Consider the following 14,818-nt stretch of genomic DNA (forward strand, 5'->3'; position numbering starts at 1 on the left):
TAGATGGACTTCTGATCGAATGAACGCGCCGTTTCAAGCTGCCCGCCTCCTTATTCTGCTTGTTTTTGTCAGCTTCGTGTCTGCCTGTGCCGTTCCGAAGAATTCCGGTTCCTCCGGTGAGGTCGTAGATCCCTATGAAAAGACCAATAGAAGCATTCACCAGCTAAACCTCGGGTTGGACCGGGCCTTTTTCCGTCCGGCGTCCAAGGGATATGTCGCCATCGTGCCGCCGCCGATCGTGGACAGCTTCAGCTATTTCGCCGACAACGCGTCCGAGCCTAGCAACATGGTTAATGGCCTTTTGCAGGGCAACCCGAAACGTGCCGGGACGGCGCTTGCCCGCTTCTTGTTGAATTCAACCATCGGTTTTGCCGGTCTCGCCGACCCCGCAACCGAATTCGGGCTTCCCGCGGATGAAACCGATTTCGGTGAAACCCTGCACATCTGGGGCGCGCCCGAAGGTGCCTATGTCGAACTGCCCGCTTTCGGGCCGTCGAACCAGCGTGACGCGGTCGGCCTCGTTGTCGATTTCTTTACCAACCCGATCGGCTATTCCCGGTCCAACCGCGTGGCCAACGTGACGCTGGTTTCGAAGGTCGTTCAGCAGCTCGGTAACCGTGGCCGCTACTCTGACACCATTGATTCGATTCTTTACGAAAGCGCCGACAGCTACGCTCAATCACGTATTATCTATCTCCAGAATCGCCGATTCGAACTGGCCGGGGCTGGCGGTGAAACCTATTCTGACCCATATGCAGAAGGAACCGACCCCTATGCGGTACCCGGTGCCGCGCCTGAATTGTACGCAGACCCTTATGAGGATCCCTATGAATAGTACCGTTTTCTCACGCCGCGGCTTCCTCGCCACCGCTTGCAGCTTTGCCGCGCTCGCAGCTCTTCCTTCCCAGCTTCTCGCTCTGACCGAGGCTGGCGCGCGTCAGCTCGTTGACCGTGTCGTTGCCGACATCAACCGGGTCATCGCCAGTGGCGGTTCGGATGCGTCGAAGATCCGGGAATTCGAAAAGATCTTTTCGACCTATGCCGACACGGCAATCATGGCCCGCTATGCGCTGGGCGCCGACGCCCGCAGCGCAAGTGCCGGCCAGATGCGCGCCTTCACCGACGCGTTTGAGGTCTATATCGCCAACAAGTACGGTCGCCGTTTCCGGGAATTCGTCGGTGGCACCGTTACCGTGAAATCGGCGCGCCCGATCAAGGCCGGTTATGAAATTCGCGCTCAGGCCGACCTCCAGGGGCAGTCCCCGTTCGACGTGACCTTCCTCGTCTCGGATAAATCTGGCCGCGACAAGTTCTTCAACATGTTCATCGAAGGTGTGAACCTGCTGCTGACCGAACGCACCGAAATCGGCGCGATGCTGGACCGTCGCAAGGGTAACATCGATCAGCTGATCGCCGATCTCAAGGCCATGGGCTGATCTGGCCACAAGCCATTTAGATAGAGAGACGGGCGGTCCCTTGGGTCGCCCGTTTTCGTTTCACCGGGTGCCGCCGCTTGCCGGTTCCTGACTGCTGCCTTCGCCGCTGAAGATTCCGCGCAAGAGCCGTTCAATCGCCGAACCGGATCCCGAAACGGTGGTCGGTGCCATCCCGTCTCGGTTACGCGAACTGTCCTGCGGCGGCAGCGCGGGCAGGGGACGCGGCTCAAGCCCTTCATGGACCCGTACCATCGTCTCGCGCCAGATTTCGGCGGGCAACCCGCTGCCGGTGACACCCTTGAGCGGCGTGTTGTCGTCATAGCCCATCCAGACCCCGGCGACATATTCGGATGTAAAGCCAACGAACCACGCATCCCGATAGCTCGAGGTCGTGCCTGTCTTGCCCGCTGCCTCCCATCCGGGGATCGCCGCGCGCCGCCCGGTGCCTTCGCTGATGACCTTTTCCATCATCCAGATCAGTTGCTGCGCCGCCTCGGCACGGATAACCCTTTCGCCAATCCCGCCATCCGCATCCATCAGTGACTGGTCATCGCCCAGAAGCCTCAGGTCGATCAGGCCATAGGGTTTGACCGAGGAGCCGCCGTTCAGGATACCTGCATAAGCGCCTGTCATTTCGAGCAGCGTGCTTTCCGACGCGCCCAGCGCAAGCGACGGCCCTGCGGCCAGATCGCTCTTGATGCCGAAATCGTCCGCCACTTTGCGCACAAGATCACGCCCCACCATCTCCGACACTTTGACCGCCGGGACGTTAAGCGAATCGCGGAGAGACCGCGCCAGTGTCACCTCGCCGTAATGCTTGTGGGTATAGTTCTCGGGGCACCACTGGCCCGAGCCGACCACGTTCATGCAGAACGGCTCGTCCATCACCGTATCCAGCGGCGAATACCCGGCCTCAAGCGCGGTCGCATAGACAAAGGGTTTGAACGAAGACCCGGTCTGTCGCTTGGCCTGGATCGCGCGGTTGAACGCGCCCGAGACCTTGGTGTTACGCCCGCCGACCATGGCGCGCACTGCACCATCGGCTGACATAACCACAATCGCGGCCTGCGCCTTGGAGCCTTCGCTCACCTTTTCATCGAACACGATCCGCATCGCGTCCTCGGCCGCCTGCTGTAAACGCCGGTCCAGCGTGGTGCGGATAATCACGTCTTCGGTTGTTTTGCGGGTAAAGAACTCGGGACCGCTCGACATTACCCAGTCGGCAAAATAGCCGCCCGCCTTGGCCTCGGCCGCCTCGGACAGCTGCGCCGGGTTGTCCTGCGCATATTGGGCCTCTTCTGCCGTGAGGTAATCCTGTTCTTCCATGAGACGCACGATGGTCGCCGCCCGCCCCTGCGAACGTTCAAGATTGTTGGTCGGGGCATAGCGCGTCGGCGCCTTGAGCAACCCCGCCAGCATCGCCGCCTCGGCGGGGCTGACCTCGGCTGCCGATTTGCCGAAATACCGCTGGCTCGCAGCTTCAAAGCCCCGCGCGCCCGCGCCAAGGAAGGCCCGGTTCATGTAGATCGTCAGGATCTCGTCCTTGGTGTACTTTGCCTCCATCGCGAGGGCATAGATCGCCTCCTTGCCCTTGCGCCACAGCGATCCCTGACGGCAATCGTCCTCGTATTCGGTCTCATTCTTCCACTGGGTCGGGTCGTATTCGACACCAAGGCAGAGCAGCTTTGCCGTCTGCTGCGTGATCGTCGACCCGCCGTTACCGGAGAGCGGACCGCGCCCGGCACGCAGGTTGATCGCCACGGCGCTCGCGATGCCGCGCGGGCTTAGGCCGAAATGCCGATAGAATCGCCGGTCTTCGGTTGCGATGATGGCATTGCGCAGGTTGGGAGAGACGGATTCGGCCGTCACCACACCGGCAAACTGATCGCCCCGCCAAGCAAAGACTTCGCCCTGATAGTCCTGCAACGTCACCGATCCCCGGGCGCGCCCGTCAAGCAGCGCGGACATCTCGGGCAGACCGGAATACACAAAGGCAACGGCGATCCCGACCAGCAGCGCCACGACCATCGCTAGGCGCGATGTCACGCGCCAGATCAGGCGCATGATCCAGCCGAACACCGCGCGGAAAAAGCCGCCGATGCCACCGCCGCCCTTGCGCCGCGCGGTCTTGCGCGCCGGTTTGCGGCTGCTCTTGCGGGTCGATTTCGCGGCTTTCGGTTTGGCGGTTCCCGGCTTGGGCGGCACTTTCAGTCCCACCTTCGGCGGCTGCCCGTTCGCAGCCCTTTTCCGGTCCGCCACCATTGGCGGTTTACGTTTGTTACCTGATGCCATGTTCAGCCCTGCCCGGCCTCTGTTGTTGCCCCCATGATACGCGGTGCTGGCAGGATTGTAGAGACCCTGCCTGCACAGACCCGCTTAACAATGAGATCAAAAATTGGGCACTTCCTGAATTTTTAACGAATTTTGCTCGTTTTTTGTGCAATTGCGTGCAGCCTTGGGCCCGCAATATTGGAATTTCAAGTGCCTCGCCGCCTTGTTGGACGCGTATTTGCAGGGAGGCCTGCCAATTTTAAGGGGACAGAGGTGAAACTCATCATTGCTACAATCAAGCCGTTCAAGCTGGAAGAGGTCCGCGAAGCGCTGACCGCAGCCGGCGTGCGCGGCATGATGGTGACTGAAATAAAAGGCTTCGGATCGCAGTCCGGACATACCGAAATCTATCGCGGTGCGGAATACGAAGTGAATTTCGTGCCCAAGATCAAGCTCGAGATCGTCGTATCGGCGGCGATGGTCGACCAGGTGGTCGAGACCATCACCAAGACTGCCCAGACCGGCAAGATCGGCGACGGCAAGATCTTTGTACTGGACGTGCTGCAGGCAATCCGCGTGCGTACCGGCGAAACCAACGAAGACGCGCTGTAAAGCGGCCAATTCAAGGGACACTATCCGAAATGAAAAATCTGAAACTCATTCCTGTGGCCGCGGCGCTTATCGCGCTGCCGACACTGGGTCTGGCGCAAGAAACCGAGGCCGCGCCCGGCTTTGACGAAATCGGCCCCTATATCATGACCACGCTGCTGTTCTTGATGGCAGGCTTCCTCGTTTTCTTCATGGCCGCCGGTTTTGCCATGCTCGAAGGCGGGCTTGTGCGCTCCAAGAACGTTGCGATGCAGATGACCAAGAATATCGCGCTCTATTCGGTCGCGGCGATCATGTACTGGCTCATCGGCTTCAACCTGATGTACCCCGGCGATGGCTGGATCATGGCCGGCTGGGTCGGCCCGTTCTTCAGCCAGACCGTTCTTGACCCGGTTGGTATCGCAGCCGCCGATGCCGCGCTCGACTATGCGTCGATCGGTTCGGACTTCTTCTTCCAGCTCGTCTTTGTTGCCGCGACCGCCTCGATCGTGTCCGGTGCGCTGGCCGAGCGGATCAAGCTGTGGCCCTTCCTGTTCTTCGTCGTTGTTCTCACCGGTGTCATGTATCCGATCTCGGGTTCCTGGCAGTGGGGCGGCGGCTGGCTGTCCGAAATGGGCTTCTCTGACTTCGCCGGTTCGACCATCGTGCACTCCGTGGGTGGCTGGGCCGCTCTTGCCGGTGCCATCGTTCTTGGTCCGCGTATCGGTAAATACTCTGCCGATGGCAAAGTGATCCCGATGCCGGGTTCGAACCTTGCTCTCGCCACGCTGGGTACGTTCATCCTGTGGCTCGGCTGGTTCGGCTTCAACGGCGGTTCGCAGTTGGCAATGGGGACGGTCGGTGACGTGTCCGACGTGTCGCGCATCTTTGCGAACACCAACATGGCTGCCGCAGCCGGTGCCGTGACCGCATTGATCCTGACGCAGATCATGTACAAGAAGCCTGACCTGACCATGGTGCTGAACGGCGCGCTGGCCGGTCTGGTGTCGATCACTGCCGAGCCGCTGGCGCCCACGCTCTTTGGCGCGCTCTGGATCGGTGCCATCGGCGGTGTGATCGTGGTCTTCGCTGTCCCGATGCTCGACAAGTTCAAGATCGACGACGTTGTCGGCGCAATCCCGGTTCACCTCTGCGCCGGTATCTGGGGCACCATCGCCGTGATCTTCTACGGTGAGGCAAGCCTCGGCACCCAGCTGACCGGTATCGTCGCCTACGGTGTGTTCACCTTCGTGGTCTCGCTCATCGTGTGGTTCATCCTCAAGGCTGTCATGGGCATCCGGGTATCCGAAGAAGACGAGATCACCGGTCTCGACATGGCGGAACTTGGCATGGAAGCCTATCCTGAATTTTCCAAAGGCTAACTCCTCCGGCTTTTGAGAAAGCAGGGCCCCGGTGCAGCCGCACCGGGGCCCTGTCTTTTTGGAGAGGTCGCATTCGTCGCGACAGTTACATTGGGATATCTGCAAGAATTCGGAGTTATCTTTCGTGTATCGCGCGCAGATAGGGTGGGGGGCTCTGCCCCCGACCGAAATCTTGCGATTTCGCTCTCCCCCGGGATATTTTAGACCCAAAGAAGGGGTCAGATTCCGGTGTCGATGATCGCTTTTGCAAGGAGCGGGACGGTTTTTGCGTTCAGACCGGCAATGTTCATGCGGCTGTCGCCGACCATGTAGACCCCGTGCTTTTCGCGCAGGGCCTTGACCTGATCCGGCGTGGCGCCGAGCCGCGAGAACATGCCGCGGTGCTGGCCGAGAAAGGCGAAGCGATCAGATCCGGAGAGCTTTTGAAGCTCGGCCGCGAGCTGGTGGCGCAGATCGAGCATGGAAAGGCGCGTTGCCTCAAGCTCGGCCTGCCAGTCGTCACGCAGGGCCGGGTCATCGAGGATCATTGTGACGACCCTTGCCCCGTGATCCGGCGGGAAGGAATAGTTCTGTCGGTTGAGAAACGCGAGCGTGTCGCGCGCCAGCGGCGTGTTCGACGCATCCTGTGAAACCGTGATGAGCAGGCCCGCGCGTTCGCGGTAGATGCCGAAGTTCTTGGAGCAGCTTGCGGCGATCAGGCATTCGGGCAGGGCGGCGGCCACCGCCCGGGTCGGCGCGGCGTCTTCGTCAAGCCCATCCCCGAACCCCTGGTAGGCGAGGTCGATCATCGGCAGGGCGCCGGTTTTCCGCATCACTTCGATGACTTCATGCCACTGTGGCAGGGTCAGGTTGGCGCCCGTCGGGTTGTGACAGCAGCCGTGCAGCAGGATCACGTCACCGGGGCGCGCCTGTTCGAGGTCGGCCAGCATGCCTGGAAAATCGACGCCGCCCGTGTTCGCGTCGAAATACCGGTAGGTGACGGTTTCGATGCCGAGGTAGTTCAGGATCGAGATGTGGTTGGGCCATGTCGGGTCCGAGACGAACACCCGGACATCCGGATTGCCATAGCGCACCATTTCAAAGCCCTGACGGACCGCGCCGGTTCCGCCCGGCGTGGCAGCGGCGGCAATCGAGTCCTGCGAAACGGCATCACCCAGCACGAGGCCGCACATGGCCGTGGCATAAGCGGGATCGCCCAGCAGCCCGGTATAGGCCTTGGTTTCCTGTTCGGACCAGAGCCGCTGCTCGGCGGATTTGACCGCGCGCATTACCGGCGTCACGCCCTCGGCATTACGGTAGACGCCGACGCCGAGGTCGATCTTGCCCTGGCGCGGATCGTCACGGAAAAGCTGCATCAATTCGAGGATCTTGTCGGCGGGCTGGGCTTTGAAGTCGGCAAACATCATGCATCCCCCGTCGCGACGGGCAGGGTTGGGAAGGCGCCCCATTCGGCCCAGGAGCCGTCATAGAGCGAATGGTCGGTTTTGCCGATCCTCTCGAACGCAAGGCTCAGCACCGCGGCCGTCACGCCGGATCCGCAGGTGGTGATAGCGGGCTTGGAGAGATCGACCCCCGCCGCCTCGAAAACGCTGCGCAATTCGGCGACCGGCTTCATGGTCTGGTCATCCCTGAGCAGGCTGTTGAACGGAACGTTGCGTGCGCCGGGTATATGCCCGCTGCGCAGCCCCTGCCGGGGTTCCGGGGCCTCGCCCCGGAAACGGGGGGCAGAGCGTGCGTCGATGATTTCGTGGTCGTTCAGCTTGGCGGCGGCCGACACCTGCGTCACGTCGCGCACCAACTGGTTCTGAACCCGTACCGTCATGTGACGGTCGCGCACCACCGGCGCCATATCCTCGACTTCGCGGCCCTCGGCCTGCCATTTCGGAAATCCACCATCCAGCACGGCGATATCCTGATGCCCCATCAGGCGGAACAGCCACCAGACACGGGCCGCAGACATCAGCCCGGCCCCGTCATAGACGACGATCTGGTGCCCGTCGCCCACGCCCATCGCCCGCACGCGGCTCATGAACTTCTCGACCGGCGGCGCCATATGCGGCAGATCCGAACGGTGATCCGAAATCTCGTCGATATCGAAGAAGCGAGCGCCGGGGATGTGACCGGCCTCGTATTCGGCACGCGGATCGCGGCCAGCATCCGGCAGGTACCACGATCCGTCAAGCACCCGCAGGTCGGGATCTTTCATATGGGCTGCCAGCCATTCGGTGGAAACAAGGGTCTTGGGGTCGTCCTGTGCCATTGCGCCTGCCTCTTTCAGATCAATCCTGACCTACAACCGCTTAGGGGGCGAAGCAAGGCCGCCGGGCCCCACCGGCCTGTCGACAGCCTGAAAGGCAGGCCTTTCGCGGAACCATCCCCACCAGCGCGACAGGGCTTTGTGCCGCGCCAGCATCTCCTGCCCCTCGGGAGCCTGCTGAAAATAGCCGACCATCGGCCCAAGATGCAGATCGGCCAGGGTCACACTGCCACCGTTCAGAACAAACCCCTCACCCGCGATCCGCTCCAGCGCCTGCAATACAGGCACCACCCGACGCAGCCCCTCCGCGATCATCTCTTCACTGACCGGTTCGCCATGAAGCGGCGCAAAGATCCGCTGGGCGAATACCTGCCGCACCATCGGCCAGTAGCCGTGCGAATCGACGATCGAAATCACCTGAGCCATCCGCGCGAGCGGTTTCGCCCCATTCGGTACCATCGGCACCCCATCAAAGGCCGTTTCAAGATAGCGCAGGATCGCCGATGTCTCGTGCAGGATAAAACCGTCATGGTTCAGCACCGGTACCGTATGCAGCGGATTCAGATCCAGAAGCGTCGCATCGGTCCCGGCAAAGGGATCGATCTCGACAAACTCGTACTCGATCCCGCGCTCCGCCAGCATCAGCCGCGCGATCCGCGTGTAAACGCTGACACTCAGCCCTGTCAGCCGGACCGCCACTCAGCCGTGATCTTTCAGCAGGCGCTGCTTCTGCCGCGACCAGTCCCGCTTGGCCTGAGTCTCACGCTTGTCATGCAGCTTCTTGCCCTTGGCGATGCCGATCTTGATCTTGGCAATGCCCCGGTGATTGAAATAGGCCACCATCGGCACCAGCGTCATGCCCTTGCGCTGGGTCTCGTTCCAGAGCCGTGACAGCTCTTTCCGGCTAACAAGCAACTTGCGCGGACGCCGCTCCTCGTGCCGGAAAGTCTTTGCCTGTTCATAGGGCGCTACATAGGAATTGATCAGCCAAAGCTCGCCATCTTCCACCGCCGCATAGCTCTCGGCGATATTCGCACCGCCCTGCCGCAGGGACTTCACCTCGGACCCTTCGAGCAGGATCCCGCATTCGAGATCTTCCTCGATGGCATAGTCAAACCGTGCCCGCCGGTTCTCGGCGATCACCTTGTAATTCGAATTTTCTTTATCCTTGGCCATGACAAGCGGATGTAGGCGCGCGACACCGTCATGGCAAGTCACCTCGGTGGCCTATATCCCTTCTTTGGGTCATCAAATATCCCGGGGGAGAGCGAAATCCCCGGATTTCGGTCGGGGGCAGAGCCCCCATGCGCCGATAGCGCCGCTCGTGACGCCGTTACTGGCTCAGTTTCGCATGCACCTCGTCGAGGTCGATCTCGCCCAGCGGCTTCTTGTTGCCGGGATTCTCGAAATCATAGCGGAATAGCTCGAAATCCTTCTTGTAGATCTCGTAGACCAAGTGCATCGACAGGTCGTCGAAATAGTCCTCGACGGGGTGCGCGCGTTTCGGACCGTGGCCTTCGCTTTCGTTGAAACGCGGGATCGCGTTCAGGTCTACCGGGACCGGAGTCTCGATGGCATCCAGCACCTCGCCCATGCCCTCGTTGAACGCCTCGGTCCAGATGATCTTGTCATAGCGCCCGCCGTTCACCACAAAGGTACTCACATGGCCCGACATGGCCGACCAGTGAATGTCCGGCTCCATCGGTTTGCGCCAGCGGATGGTATCGCGTGCAAACAGCAGAAACCGGCGAAAACTTCGGATCTGGTCGAACTCGTCCTTGCCGTCGTCGCCGCCGACCTCGATGCCATAATTATAGATCAGCGAGGGCACCAGGTTGCCGCGGTAGCGATTACCGTTGCGCTGGATGCCGCAGATCTTGTCGAAAAACGATGACAGGATCCGCGCATAAGGGTTTCGCACACAGGTAAAGGCATAGGTTTCGTGGCCCTGCACATTGCGGGTGATCGGTTCCTGGCTATGCTCCTGCGCCCATTTGTGCAGCCCGGTCTGGGCGTCATGAATATCGCCGTCATAAAACCGGCCGTGATCCGAATAATACATGATCTGGCCGATGGTCGAGCAGGCGCATTTCGGCACCACGCGGTAAATCACGCTTTCACTTTCCGTCATCCAGGTCCCAGGGAACCCCATGCCTGCTGCCTCCGGCTCTTTTCTTCGCTCTTATATCAACGCGAATTTCTTAAATAAAAGATATTTCTGCATGGAATTCCGAAGGTTAATTCATGGTTAAACCTTCGGAATTCGTCAGACATCTATAAACATCATGTAAAGCAACATGGTTCCAAAAGACATCCAGACAGTGTTTATTCAAATTTGATTCACCTTTACCACGTTATGAATCCGGAACGCGAACAGGTAGCTTGACCGCCAGATGGCACAAATCGCCTATATTCTCCTGTGCCACAAGGACCCGGATGCCGTGGTTCAGCAGGCGCGCCGTTTGACGGCGGCGGGCGACTGTATGTCGATCCATTTTGATGCCCGCGCCCGTCAGCAGGATTTCGACGCGATCTCCAGCGCGCTGCGCGACAATCCGAACGTCACCATCGTCGCGAAACGGGTGAAATGCGGCTGGGGGGAATGGTCGCTGGTGCAGGCCACGCTCCACGCGATCCGCGCCGCGCTCGATGCCTTTCCGCGCGCCACCCATTTCTACATGCTCTCCGGCGATTGCATGGCGATCAAGACGGCGGAATACGCCCACCGCTTCCTTGACGAACATGACAAGGACTTCATCGAAAGCTTCGATTTCTTCGACAGCAACTGGATCAAGACCGGGATGAAGGAAGACCGGCTGGTCTATCGCCACTGGTTCAACGAACGCCGTCACAAACAGCTTTTCGACCTCTCGCACAGCCTGCAGAAACGGCTTGGCCTGACCCGCAAGATCCCTGCCGACCTTCAGATCCAGATTGGCAGCCAATGGTGGTGCCTGCGCCGTCGCACCATCGAATGGATCATGGACATGACCCGCACCCGCTTCGATGTCATGCGGTTCTTCCGGACCACGTGGATTCCGGACGAAACCTTCTTTCAGACCCTTGTGCGCCATCTCGTGCCGGAATCCGAAATCGAAAGCCGCACGCTGACCTTCCTGATGTTTACCGACTACGGCATGCCGGTGAATTTCTACAATGACCACTACGATCTGCTGCTCTCCCAGAACGCGCTTTTCGCGCGCAAGATCAGCCCCGAGGCGACCGAGCTCAAGACCCGGCTGGGTGAGATGTATGCTGAAACCGGCGTCACCTTCCAAATCTCGGACGAAGGTCGCAACCTGCATGCCTTCCTTACCGGCAAGGGCCGCGTCGGTCGTCGCTTCGGTCGCCGCTTCTGGGAAACCGAAAGCTCGCTTGGCCGCGACCGCGAGCTGATGATCGTGATCTGCAAGAAATGGCACGTGGCCAAACGTCTGCTGGCGCGGATCCGGCAGGTTACCAACATGCCCGCCATCGAATATCTCTTCAACGAAGAGAACACCGACCTCCCCGACCTCGGCGGTATCGAGGGCAGCGTCGAAAAGCGTGCCCGCCACCGCCGCGCCATGATGCGGATGCTGTTCGACCATTACGATACCGAGCGGCTGATCGTCTGTATCGACCCGGCCAATATCGACTTGCTGCATGATTTCGTGTCCGACCGCTCGACGACGCGCCTGCTCAAGATCGATTGCCGGTTCAGCGACGATTACCTGATGGGTCACGCACGCCGGGTCGGGCTCGCAGGGGAGCAAACGAGCACGGCGATGCTGGCGGGCCTGCTGCCGACGCTGCGCAACGATATCGCCTATGAAACTGACCGCATCCGCGATGCAGAATTCCCCGGCTATTCCTGTATAGCCGAAACGGCCACGGTCGAACGTAATGCGGCGGAACTGGCCACCTTCCTTACCATCTCCGGCGAAGCGGCTCGCGAAATTGCAGGCTCCCGCAATCTTTTTGCAGACTGATCAGCGCCGGCTTTAAAACTCGCGCCGATACCCGATGGTCAGTTTCTCTTCCTCGCCAAAGGTATTATCGACATAGGTCGCAAAGGCCGAAACCGTGTCTCTTTCCGTCAGGTGATAGGACAGCCCCGCGCCGACGGAATAGCCTGAATAGTCGTCCGACCCCTTGGTGCCCAGACCCACGGTCATGAAGGTCAGCCTTTCATTCAACGGTTTGATTGCGAAAAGCCCCAGATAACCGCTGTTCGAACTGATCGGCACTAGCACGTATTCCGAAAGATCGAGGTCAAAGGACGCGACATTGCCCTCGGTATAGCCATAACCAAAGGCGGTGAATACCTGCCATGTCCCGGTCTTCAGCCCCAGCGCGCTCAGCGGAACGAAACTGCCAATGGAATAACGCGTCTGCACCGATCCGTTGTCGAATTCGTTCTTCCCCGCCGCGATATTCACGATGCCAAAGGAAAACAGGTAAGACCCGCCCAGCGACCATTGCCCGCTCTCCGACACGCGCGCGTTGATCTTGGTTGCCGGGCCGAAGGCGAGCGAGCCGGAAATCGTCAACTCATCGGAATACTGCGCGCCGATCCGGGTGACGACCTTTGTCGGATCCTCTGCCAGCTTCTCCTGTCCGGCGGCAGGCAGGGCCAGGGCAAGCCCACCAAACAGAACAATTTTGCCAATATAATTAACCATGCCGGAAAAACTTTCGTGTTTTCGGGTGGTTGAGCGTTTCTGTCGGCATAACGGTCAGCTCCGGGATTCTCTCCATAATTGTTAACCAAATATTAACTCAACTCAAAGGAAAGCGCAGGCTTTCACCAAAATACCCCGAATTGCGCCCAAACATGTGCGGGCAGGGACCGCCAAGGCAGACATATCGACGTTCCTTCGTTAACGTCCGGGCAGAAACCCCAAGATGGAGGCGCGTGATGTGGCGGGACAGACGTCTGTTGGACCTCTTTGGAATTGAGCATCCAATCGTACAGGCACCGATGGTGGGCAGCTGTACGCCCGATCTCGCGGGTGCCGTCGCCAATGCCGGGGCGCTGGGATCAATCGGCTGCGGGGGCAAGCCCGTCAATCTCGTGCGCCAAGAGGCCGAGGCGATCCGGGCGCGCACCAACCGCCCTTTCAACATGAATTTCTTCATCACCACGGGCGAAACCACCGATGCGTCGGTGTTTGAATCCGCAAGGGAACGGTTAAAGCCGTGGTATCATGACCTTGGTTTGGGCGAACCGCCGGTCGAGCTGCCGGATCCCGCCATCGGCTTTGATAAAGACCGGCTGGAGCTTGTCCTGTCGCTCAGACCCAAGGTCGTAAGTTTCCATTTCGGTGTCCCCGAAGCGCCTTTTATCGAGGCGATGAAGAGCGCCGGTATTCTTCTTATCAGTTCCGCCACCAATGTCGCCGAAGCGCGGGCGCTGGAAAACGCTGGCATGGATGCGATCATCGCGCAGGGGTGGGAGGCAGGCGGTCATCGCGGCTCGCATGTGCCGACCGCGCCATTCGACGGTGTGGGCACCATGGCGCTTGTCCCGCAGATTGTTGATGCGGTCGCGGTCCCGGTGATTGCCGCAGGCGGCATTGGCGATGGAAGGGGCATCGCGGCGGCGCTGGCACTTGGTGCGTCAGGCGTTCAGATGGGCACGGCCTTTCTCAATTGTCCCGAGGCCGCGACCGATCCCGCCCGCCGCGAAAGGCTGCGGCACGCGACCGAGCGCGACACCATGGTGACAGATGCCTTTTCCGGCCGGTCGGCGCGTGCCGTCCGGTCGCGTTACGCCGAAGAGATGGAGCGCAACCGTCCGGAACTGCCCAAGTTCCCGCAGATGTACGCGCTGAGCGCGCCAATAAAGGACGCGGCCGACGACGATGAGGCATCTTTCATGCTCTACGGTCAGGCCGCTGCTCTGTCGCAGGAAATTCCGGCAGCCGATCTTGTCGCTCAGCTTGCGGGGGACGCGTATAGGGTCATGAAAAGAATGGCCTCCCCATAGGTCCATCACACTAATCCGAACGCGTTCTTCTGCCTCTACCGGAACGTACGTCGTACAAGATGGTCTATCCCGGAAAAATTTGCGCCTGCTCCCTGAAATAAGGGGGCAGGCGCGTCCGGGTTGGGGGGCCCGGAAGGGACGGATGAAGAACTGGGCAGGGACATGCCGTCTTCACATCATCATAACACCCGTGAAAAGATCGGGTTCCCGACAAGTGAACATTTTTTTGAATTTATCTGCTGCGCCATGAATCGACCCAGCGGCTGAACCGGTTCCGGCGCTGGGTCATCCCGTCACCGACCGCATCCCATGTATCCTCGGCGCTCTCCAGCGCAGGGTCCACCGTCCGCTGGCGGAACTGCCGCCAGACCGCGCGCATAAAGCCGAAACAGAACAACAGAAAGGCGAAGAAGACAATGTTGAACCACGGAATAACCGTCACATCCGGCCCCTCGACAGGGCGGATACCGACGGCATTGGGATAGATCGACAGGTATTTGTTGCGCCAGCCGTAGTGGGTCACCACCACCCAGCGATCCTGACCCGGCGCGATATTCGCCGCCGCCTCGGCCTGAAGATCGGCGCTGTCGAACTTGAAGTAGGGCGGCCAGATCCAGCCCGTATCTTCATTGCGGTAAACCATCACCCCGATCTTGTCGCGCGGGTAGAACCCGAGCAGCCATGTCTTTTTCTTCTGCGTGTTGATCAGCCTCAGGTCGCGCGTCTCCGAGGCCGCCGACCCGCTGTCCGCCTGCGCGTAAAAGATCCGGTTCAGCGACGAGAAATCGGTGCGGATGATCTCGGTCGAGGTGATCTTGACGATGTCATGCTGCGGCAGAACGTAATGCAGCAGCGCCCCGAACAGGATCAGGACCAGCGTGATGAAGATCTGTTTGATACGGCGCATGGGCGC

At 60.2% G+C, this 14,818-nt stretch carries 14 protein-coding genes; 6 read left to right on the forward strand and 8 right to left on the reverse strand.

Annotation, left to right across the window (positions count from 1 at the left end; all coding sequences use genetic code 11):
• Nucleotides 1-19 precede the first annotated feature (19 nt).
• Both ACU0FH_RS10060 and ACU0FH_RS10065 read left to right on the forward strand, forming a co-directional pair.
• Entirely contained in the window at nucleotides 20-835 is an 816-nt protein-coding gene (locus ACU0FH_RS10060; protein WP_238372021.1) for an MlaA family lipoprotein, read from the forward strand.
• Nucleotides 828-1,436 carry an MlaC/ttg2D family ABC transporter substrate-binding protein gene (locus ACU0FH_RS10065; protein ID WP_446194481.1) on the forward strand — a complete coding sequence of 203 codons (609 nt, stop codon included), beginning with the start codon at nucleotides 828-830 and terminating at the stop codon, nucleotides 1,434-1,436. Before ACU0FH_RS10060 ends, ACU0FH_RS10065 begins: the two co-directional genes overlap by 8 nt.
• A gap of 60 nt (nucleotides 1,437-1,496) precedes the next feature.
• On the opposite strand, the gene ACU0FH_RS10070 is transcribed toward ACU0FH_RS10065, so the two are convergent.
• Nucleotides 1,497-3,728, reverse strand: a complete 2,232-nt coding sequence (locus ACU0FH_RS10070) for a transglycosylase domain-containing protein (RefSeq protein WP_446194482.1) — start codon at nucleotides 3,726-3,728, stop codon at nucleotides 1,497-1,499.
• 252 nt (nucleotides 3,729-3,980) lie between these two features.
• On the opposite strand from ACU0FH_RS10070, the gene ACU0FH_RS10075 reads away from it, so the two are divergent.
• The gene (locus tag ACU0FH_RS10075; protein WP_088631613.1) at nucleotides 3,981-4,319 is read left to right on the forward strand and encodes a P-II family nitrogen regulator; all 339 of its coding nucleotides are present in this window, start codon (nucleotides 3,981-3,983) and stop codon (nucleotides 4,317-4,319) included.
• Between the two features lie 29 nt (nucleotides 4,320-4,348).
• A complete protein-coding gene (locus ACU0FH_RS10080; protein WP_446194483.1) occupies nucleotides 4,349-5,677 on the forward strand; it encodes an ammonium transporter in 1,329 nt (442 codons plus the stop codon).
• 218 nt (nucleotides 5,678-5,895) lie between these two features.
• Here ACU0FH_RS10080 and ACU0FH_RS10085 read toward each other — a convergent pair whose 3' ends face one another.
• The 5 genes from ACU0FH_RS10085 to ACU0FH_RS10105 all read right to left on the reverse strand — a co-directional run bounded on the left by ACU0FH_RS10085 (nucleotide 5,896) and on the right by ACU0FH_RS10105 (nucleotide 10,086).
• Complete coding sequence (locus ACU0FH_RS10085) at nucleotides 5,896-7,080, reverse strand: amino acid aminotransferase (protein ID WP_446194587.1); 1,185 nt, start codon at nucleotides 7,078-7,080, stop codon at nucleotides 5,896-5,898.
• Nucleotides 7,080-7,937, reverse strand: coding sequence for a 3-mercaptopyruvate sulfurtransferase (sseA, locus tag ACU0FH_RS10090; RefSeq protein ID WP_446194484.1), 858 nt, complete (start codon nucleotides 7,935-7,937; stop codon nucleotides 7,080-7,082). The genes ACU0FH_RS10085 and sseA overlap by 1 nt, the downstream gene beginning before the upstream one ends.
• Before the next feature lie 30 nt (nucleotides 7,938-7,967).
• A complete protein-coding gene (locus tag ACU0FH_RS10095) occupies nucleotides 7,968-8,633 on the reverse strand; it encodes a glutathione S-transferase family protein (protein ID WP_446194485.1) in 666 nt (221 codons plus the stop codon).
• A complete protein-coding gene (gene smpB, locus ACU0FH_RS10100; RefSeq protein ID WP_238372014.1) occupies nucleotides 8,634-9,110 on the reverse strand; it encodes an SsrA-binding protein SmpB in 477 nt (158 codons plus the stop codon).
• Between the two features lie 157 nt (nucleotides 9,111-9,267).
• Nucleotides 9,268-10,086, reverse strand: a complete 819-nt coding sequence (locus tag ACU0FH_RS10105; protein ID WP_446194486.1) for a sulfotransferase family protein — start codon at nucleotides 10,084-10,086, stop codon at nucleotides 9,268-9,270.
• Nucleotides 10,087-10,327: 241 nt separating this feature from the next.
• Here ACU0FH_RS10105 and ACU0FH_RS10110 point away from each other — a divergent pair, with 241 nt between their 5' ends.
• Nucleotides 10,328-11,905, forward strand: a complete 1,578-nt coding sequence (locus ACU0FH_RS10110) for a DUF5928 domain-containing protein (RefSeq protein WP_446194487.1) — start codon at nucleotides 10,328-10,330, stop codon at nucleotides 11,903-11,905.
• 12 nt (nucleotides 11,906-11,917) lie between these two features.
• Here ACU0FH_RS10110 and ACU0FH_RS10115 read toward each other — a convergent pair whose 3' ends face one another.
• On the reverse strand, nucleotides 11,918-12,598 hold the full coding sequence (locus ACU0FH_RS10115) for a hypothetical protein (RefSeq protein WP_446194488.1): 681 nt from the start codon (nucleotides 12,596-12,598) through the stop codon (nucleotides 11,918-11,920).
• A 236-nt stretch (nucleotides 12,599-12,834) separates the two neighbouring features.
• Here ACU0FH_RS10115 and ACU0FH_RS10120 point away from each other — a divergent pair, with 236 nt between their 5' ends.
• The gene (locus tag ACU0FH_RS10120) at nucleotides 12,835-13,905 is read left to right on the forward strand and encodes an NAD(P)H-dependent flavin oxidoreductase (protein WP_446194489.1); all 1,071 of its coding nucleotides are present in this window, start codon (nucleotides 12,835-12,837) and stop codon (nucleotides 13,903-13,905) included.
• Nucleotides 13,906-14,137: 232 nt separating this feature from the next.
• On the opposite strand, the gene ACU0FH_RS10125 is transcribed toward ACU0FH_RS10120, so the two are convergent.
• Nucleotides 14,138-14,812 carry a DUF1523 family protein gene (locus ACU0FH_RS10125; RefSeq protein ID WP_446194490.1) on the reverse strand — a complete coding sequence of 225 codons (675 nt, stop codon included), beginning with the start codon at nucleotides 14,810-14,812 and terminating at the stop codon, nucleotides 14,138-14,140.
• Between the last annotated feature and the right edge of the window lie 6 nt (nucleotides 14,813-14,818).

The organism is Heliomarina sp. (assembly GCF_052826185.1).

Bases quoted from the DNA above. Each gene is read 5' to 3' on its own strand.
- ACU0FH_RS10080 (WP_446194483.1), top strand. From the start codon at position 4,349: ATGAAAAATCTGAAACTCATTCCTGTGGCCGCGGCGCTTATCGCGCTG.
- ACU0FH_RS10060 (WP_238372021.1), top strand. From the start codon at position 20: ATGAACGCGCCGTTTCAAGCTGCCCGCCTCCTTATTCTGCTTGTTTTT.
- ACU0FH_RS10110 (WP_446194487.1), top strand. From the start codon at position 10,328: ATGGCACAAATCGCCTATATTCTCCTGTGCCACAAGGACCCGGATGCC.
- smpB (WP_238372014.1), bottom strand. From the start codon at position 9,110: ATGGCCAAGGATAAAGAAAATTCGAATTACAAGGTGATCGCCGAGAAC.
- ACU0FH_RS10120 (WP_446194489.1), top strand. From the start codon at position 12,835: ATGTGGCGGGACAGACGTCTGTTGGACCTCTTTGGAATTGAGCATCCA.
- ACU0FH_RS10125 (WP_446194490.1), bottom strand. From the start codon at position 14,812: ATGCGCCGTATCAAACAGATCTTCATCACGCTGGTCCTGATCCTGTTC.
- ACU0FH_RS10115 (WP_446194488.1), bottom strand. From the start codon at position 12,598: ATGGTTAATTATATTGGCAAAATTGTTCTGTTTGGTGGGCTTGCCCTG.
- ACU0FH_RS10070 (WP_446194482.1), bottom strand. From the start codon at position 3,728: ATGGCATCAGGTAACAAACGTAAACCGCCAATGGTGGCGGACCGGAAA.
- ACU0FH_RS10105 (WP_446194486.1), bottom strand. From the start codon at position 10,086: ATGGGGTTCCCTGGGACCTGGATGACGGAAAGTGAAAGCGTGATTTAC.
- sseA (WP_446194484.1), bottom strand. From the start codon at position 7,937: ATGGCACAGGACGACCCCAAGACCCTTGTTTCCACCGAATGGCTGGCA.
- ACU0FH_RS10085 (WP_446194587.1), bottom strand. From the start codon at position 7,080: ATGTTTGCCGACTTCAAAGCCCAGCCCGCCGACAAGATCCTCGAATTG.
- ACU0FH_RS10065 (WP_446194481.1), top strand. From the start codon at position 828: ATGAATAGTACCGTTTTCTCACGCCGCGGCTTCCTCGCCACCGCTTGC.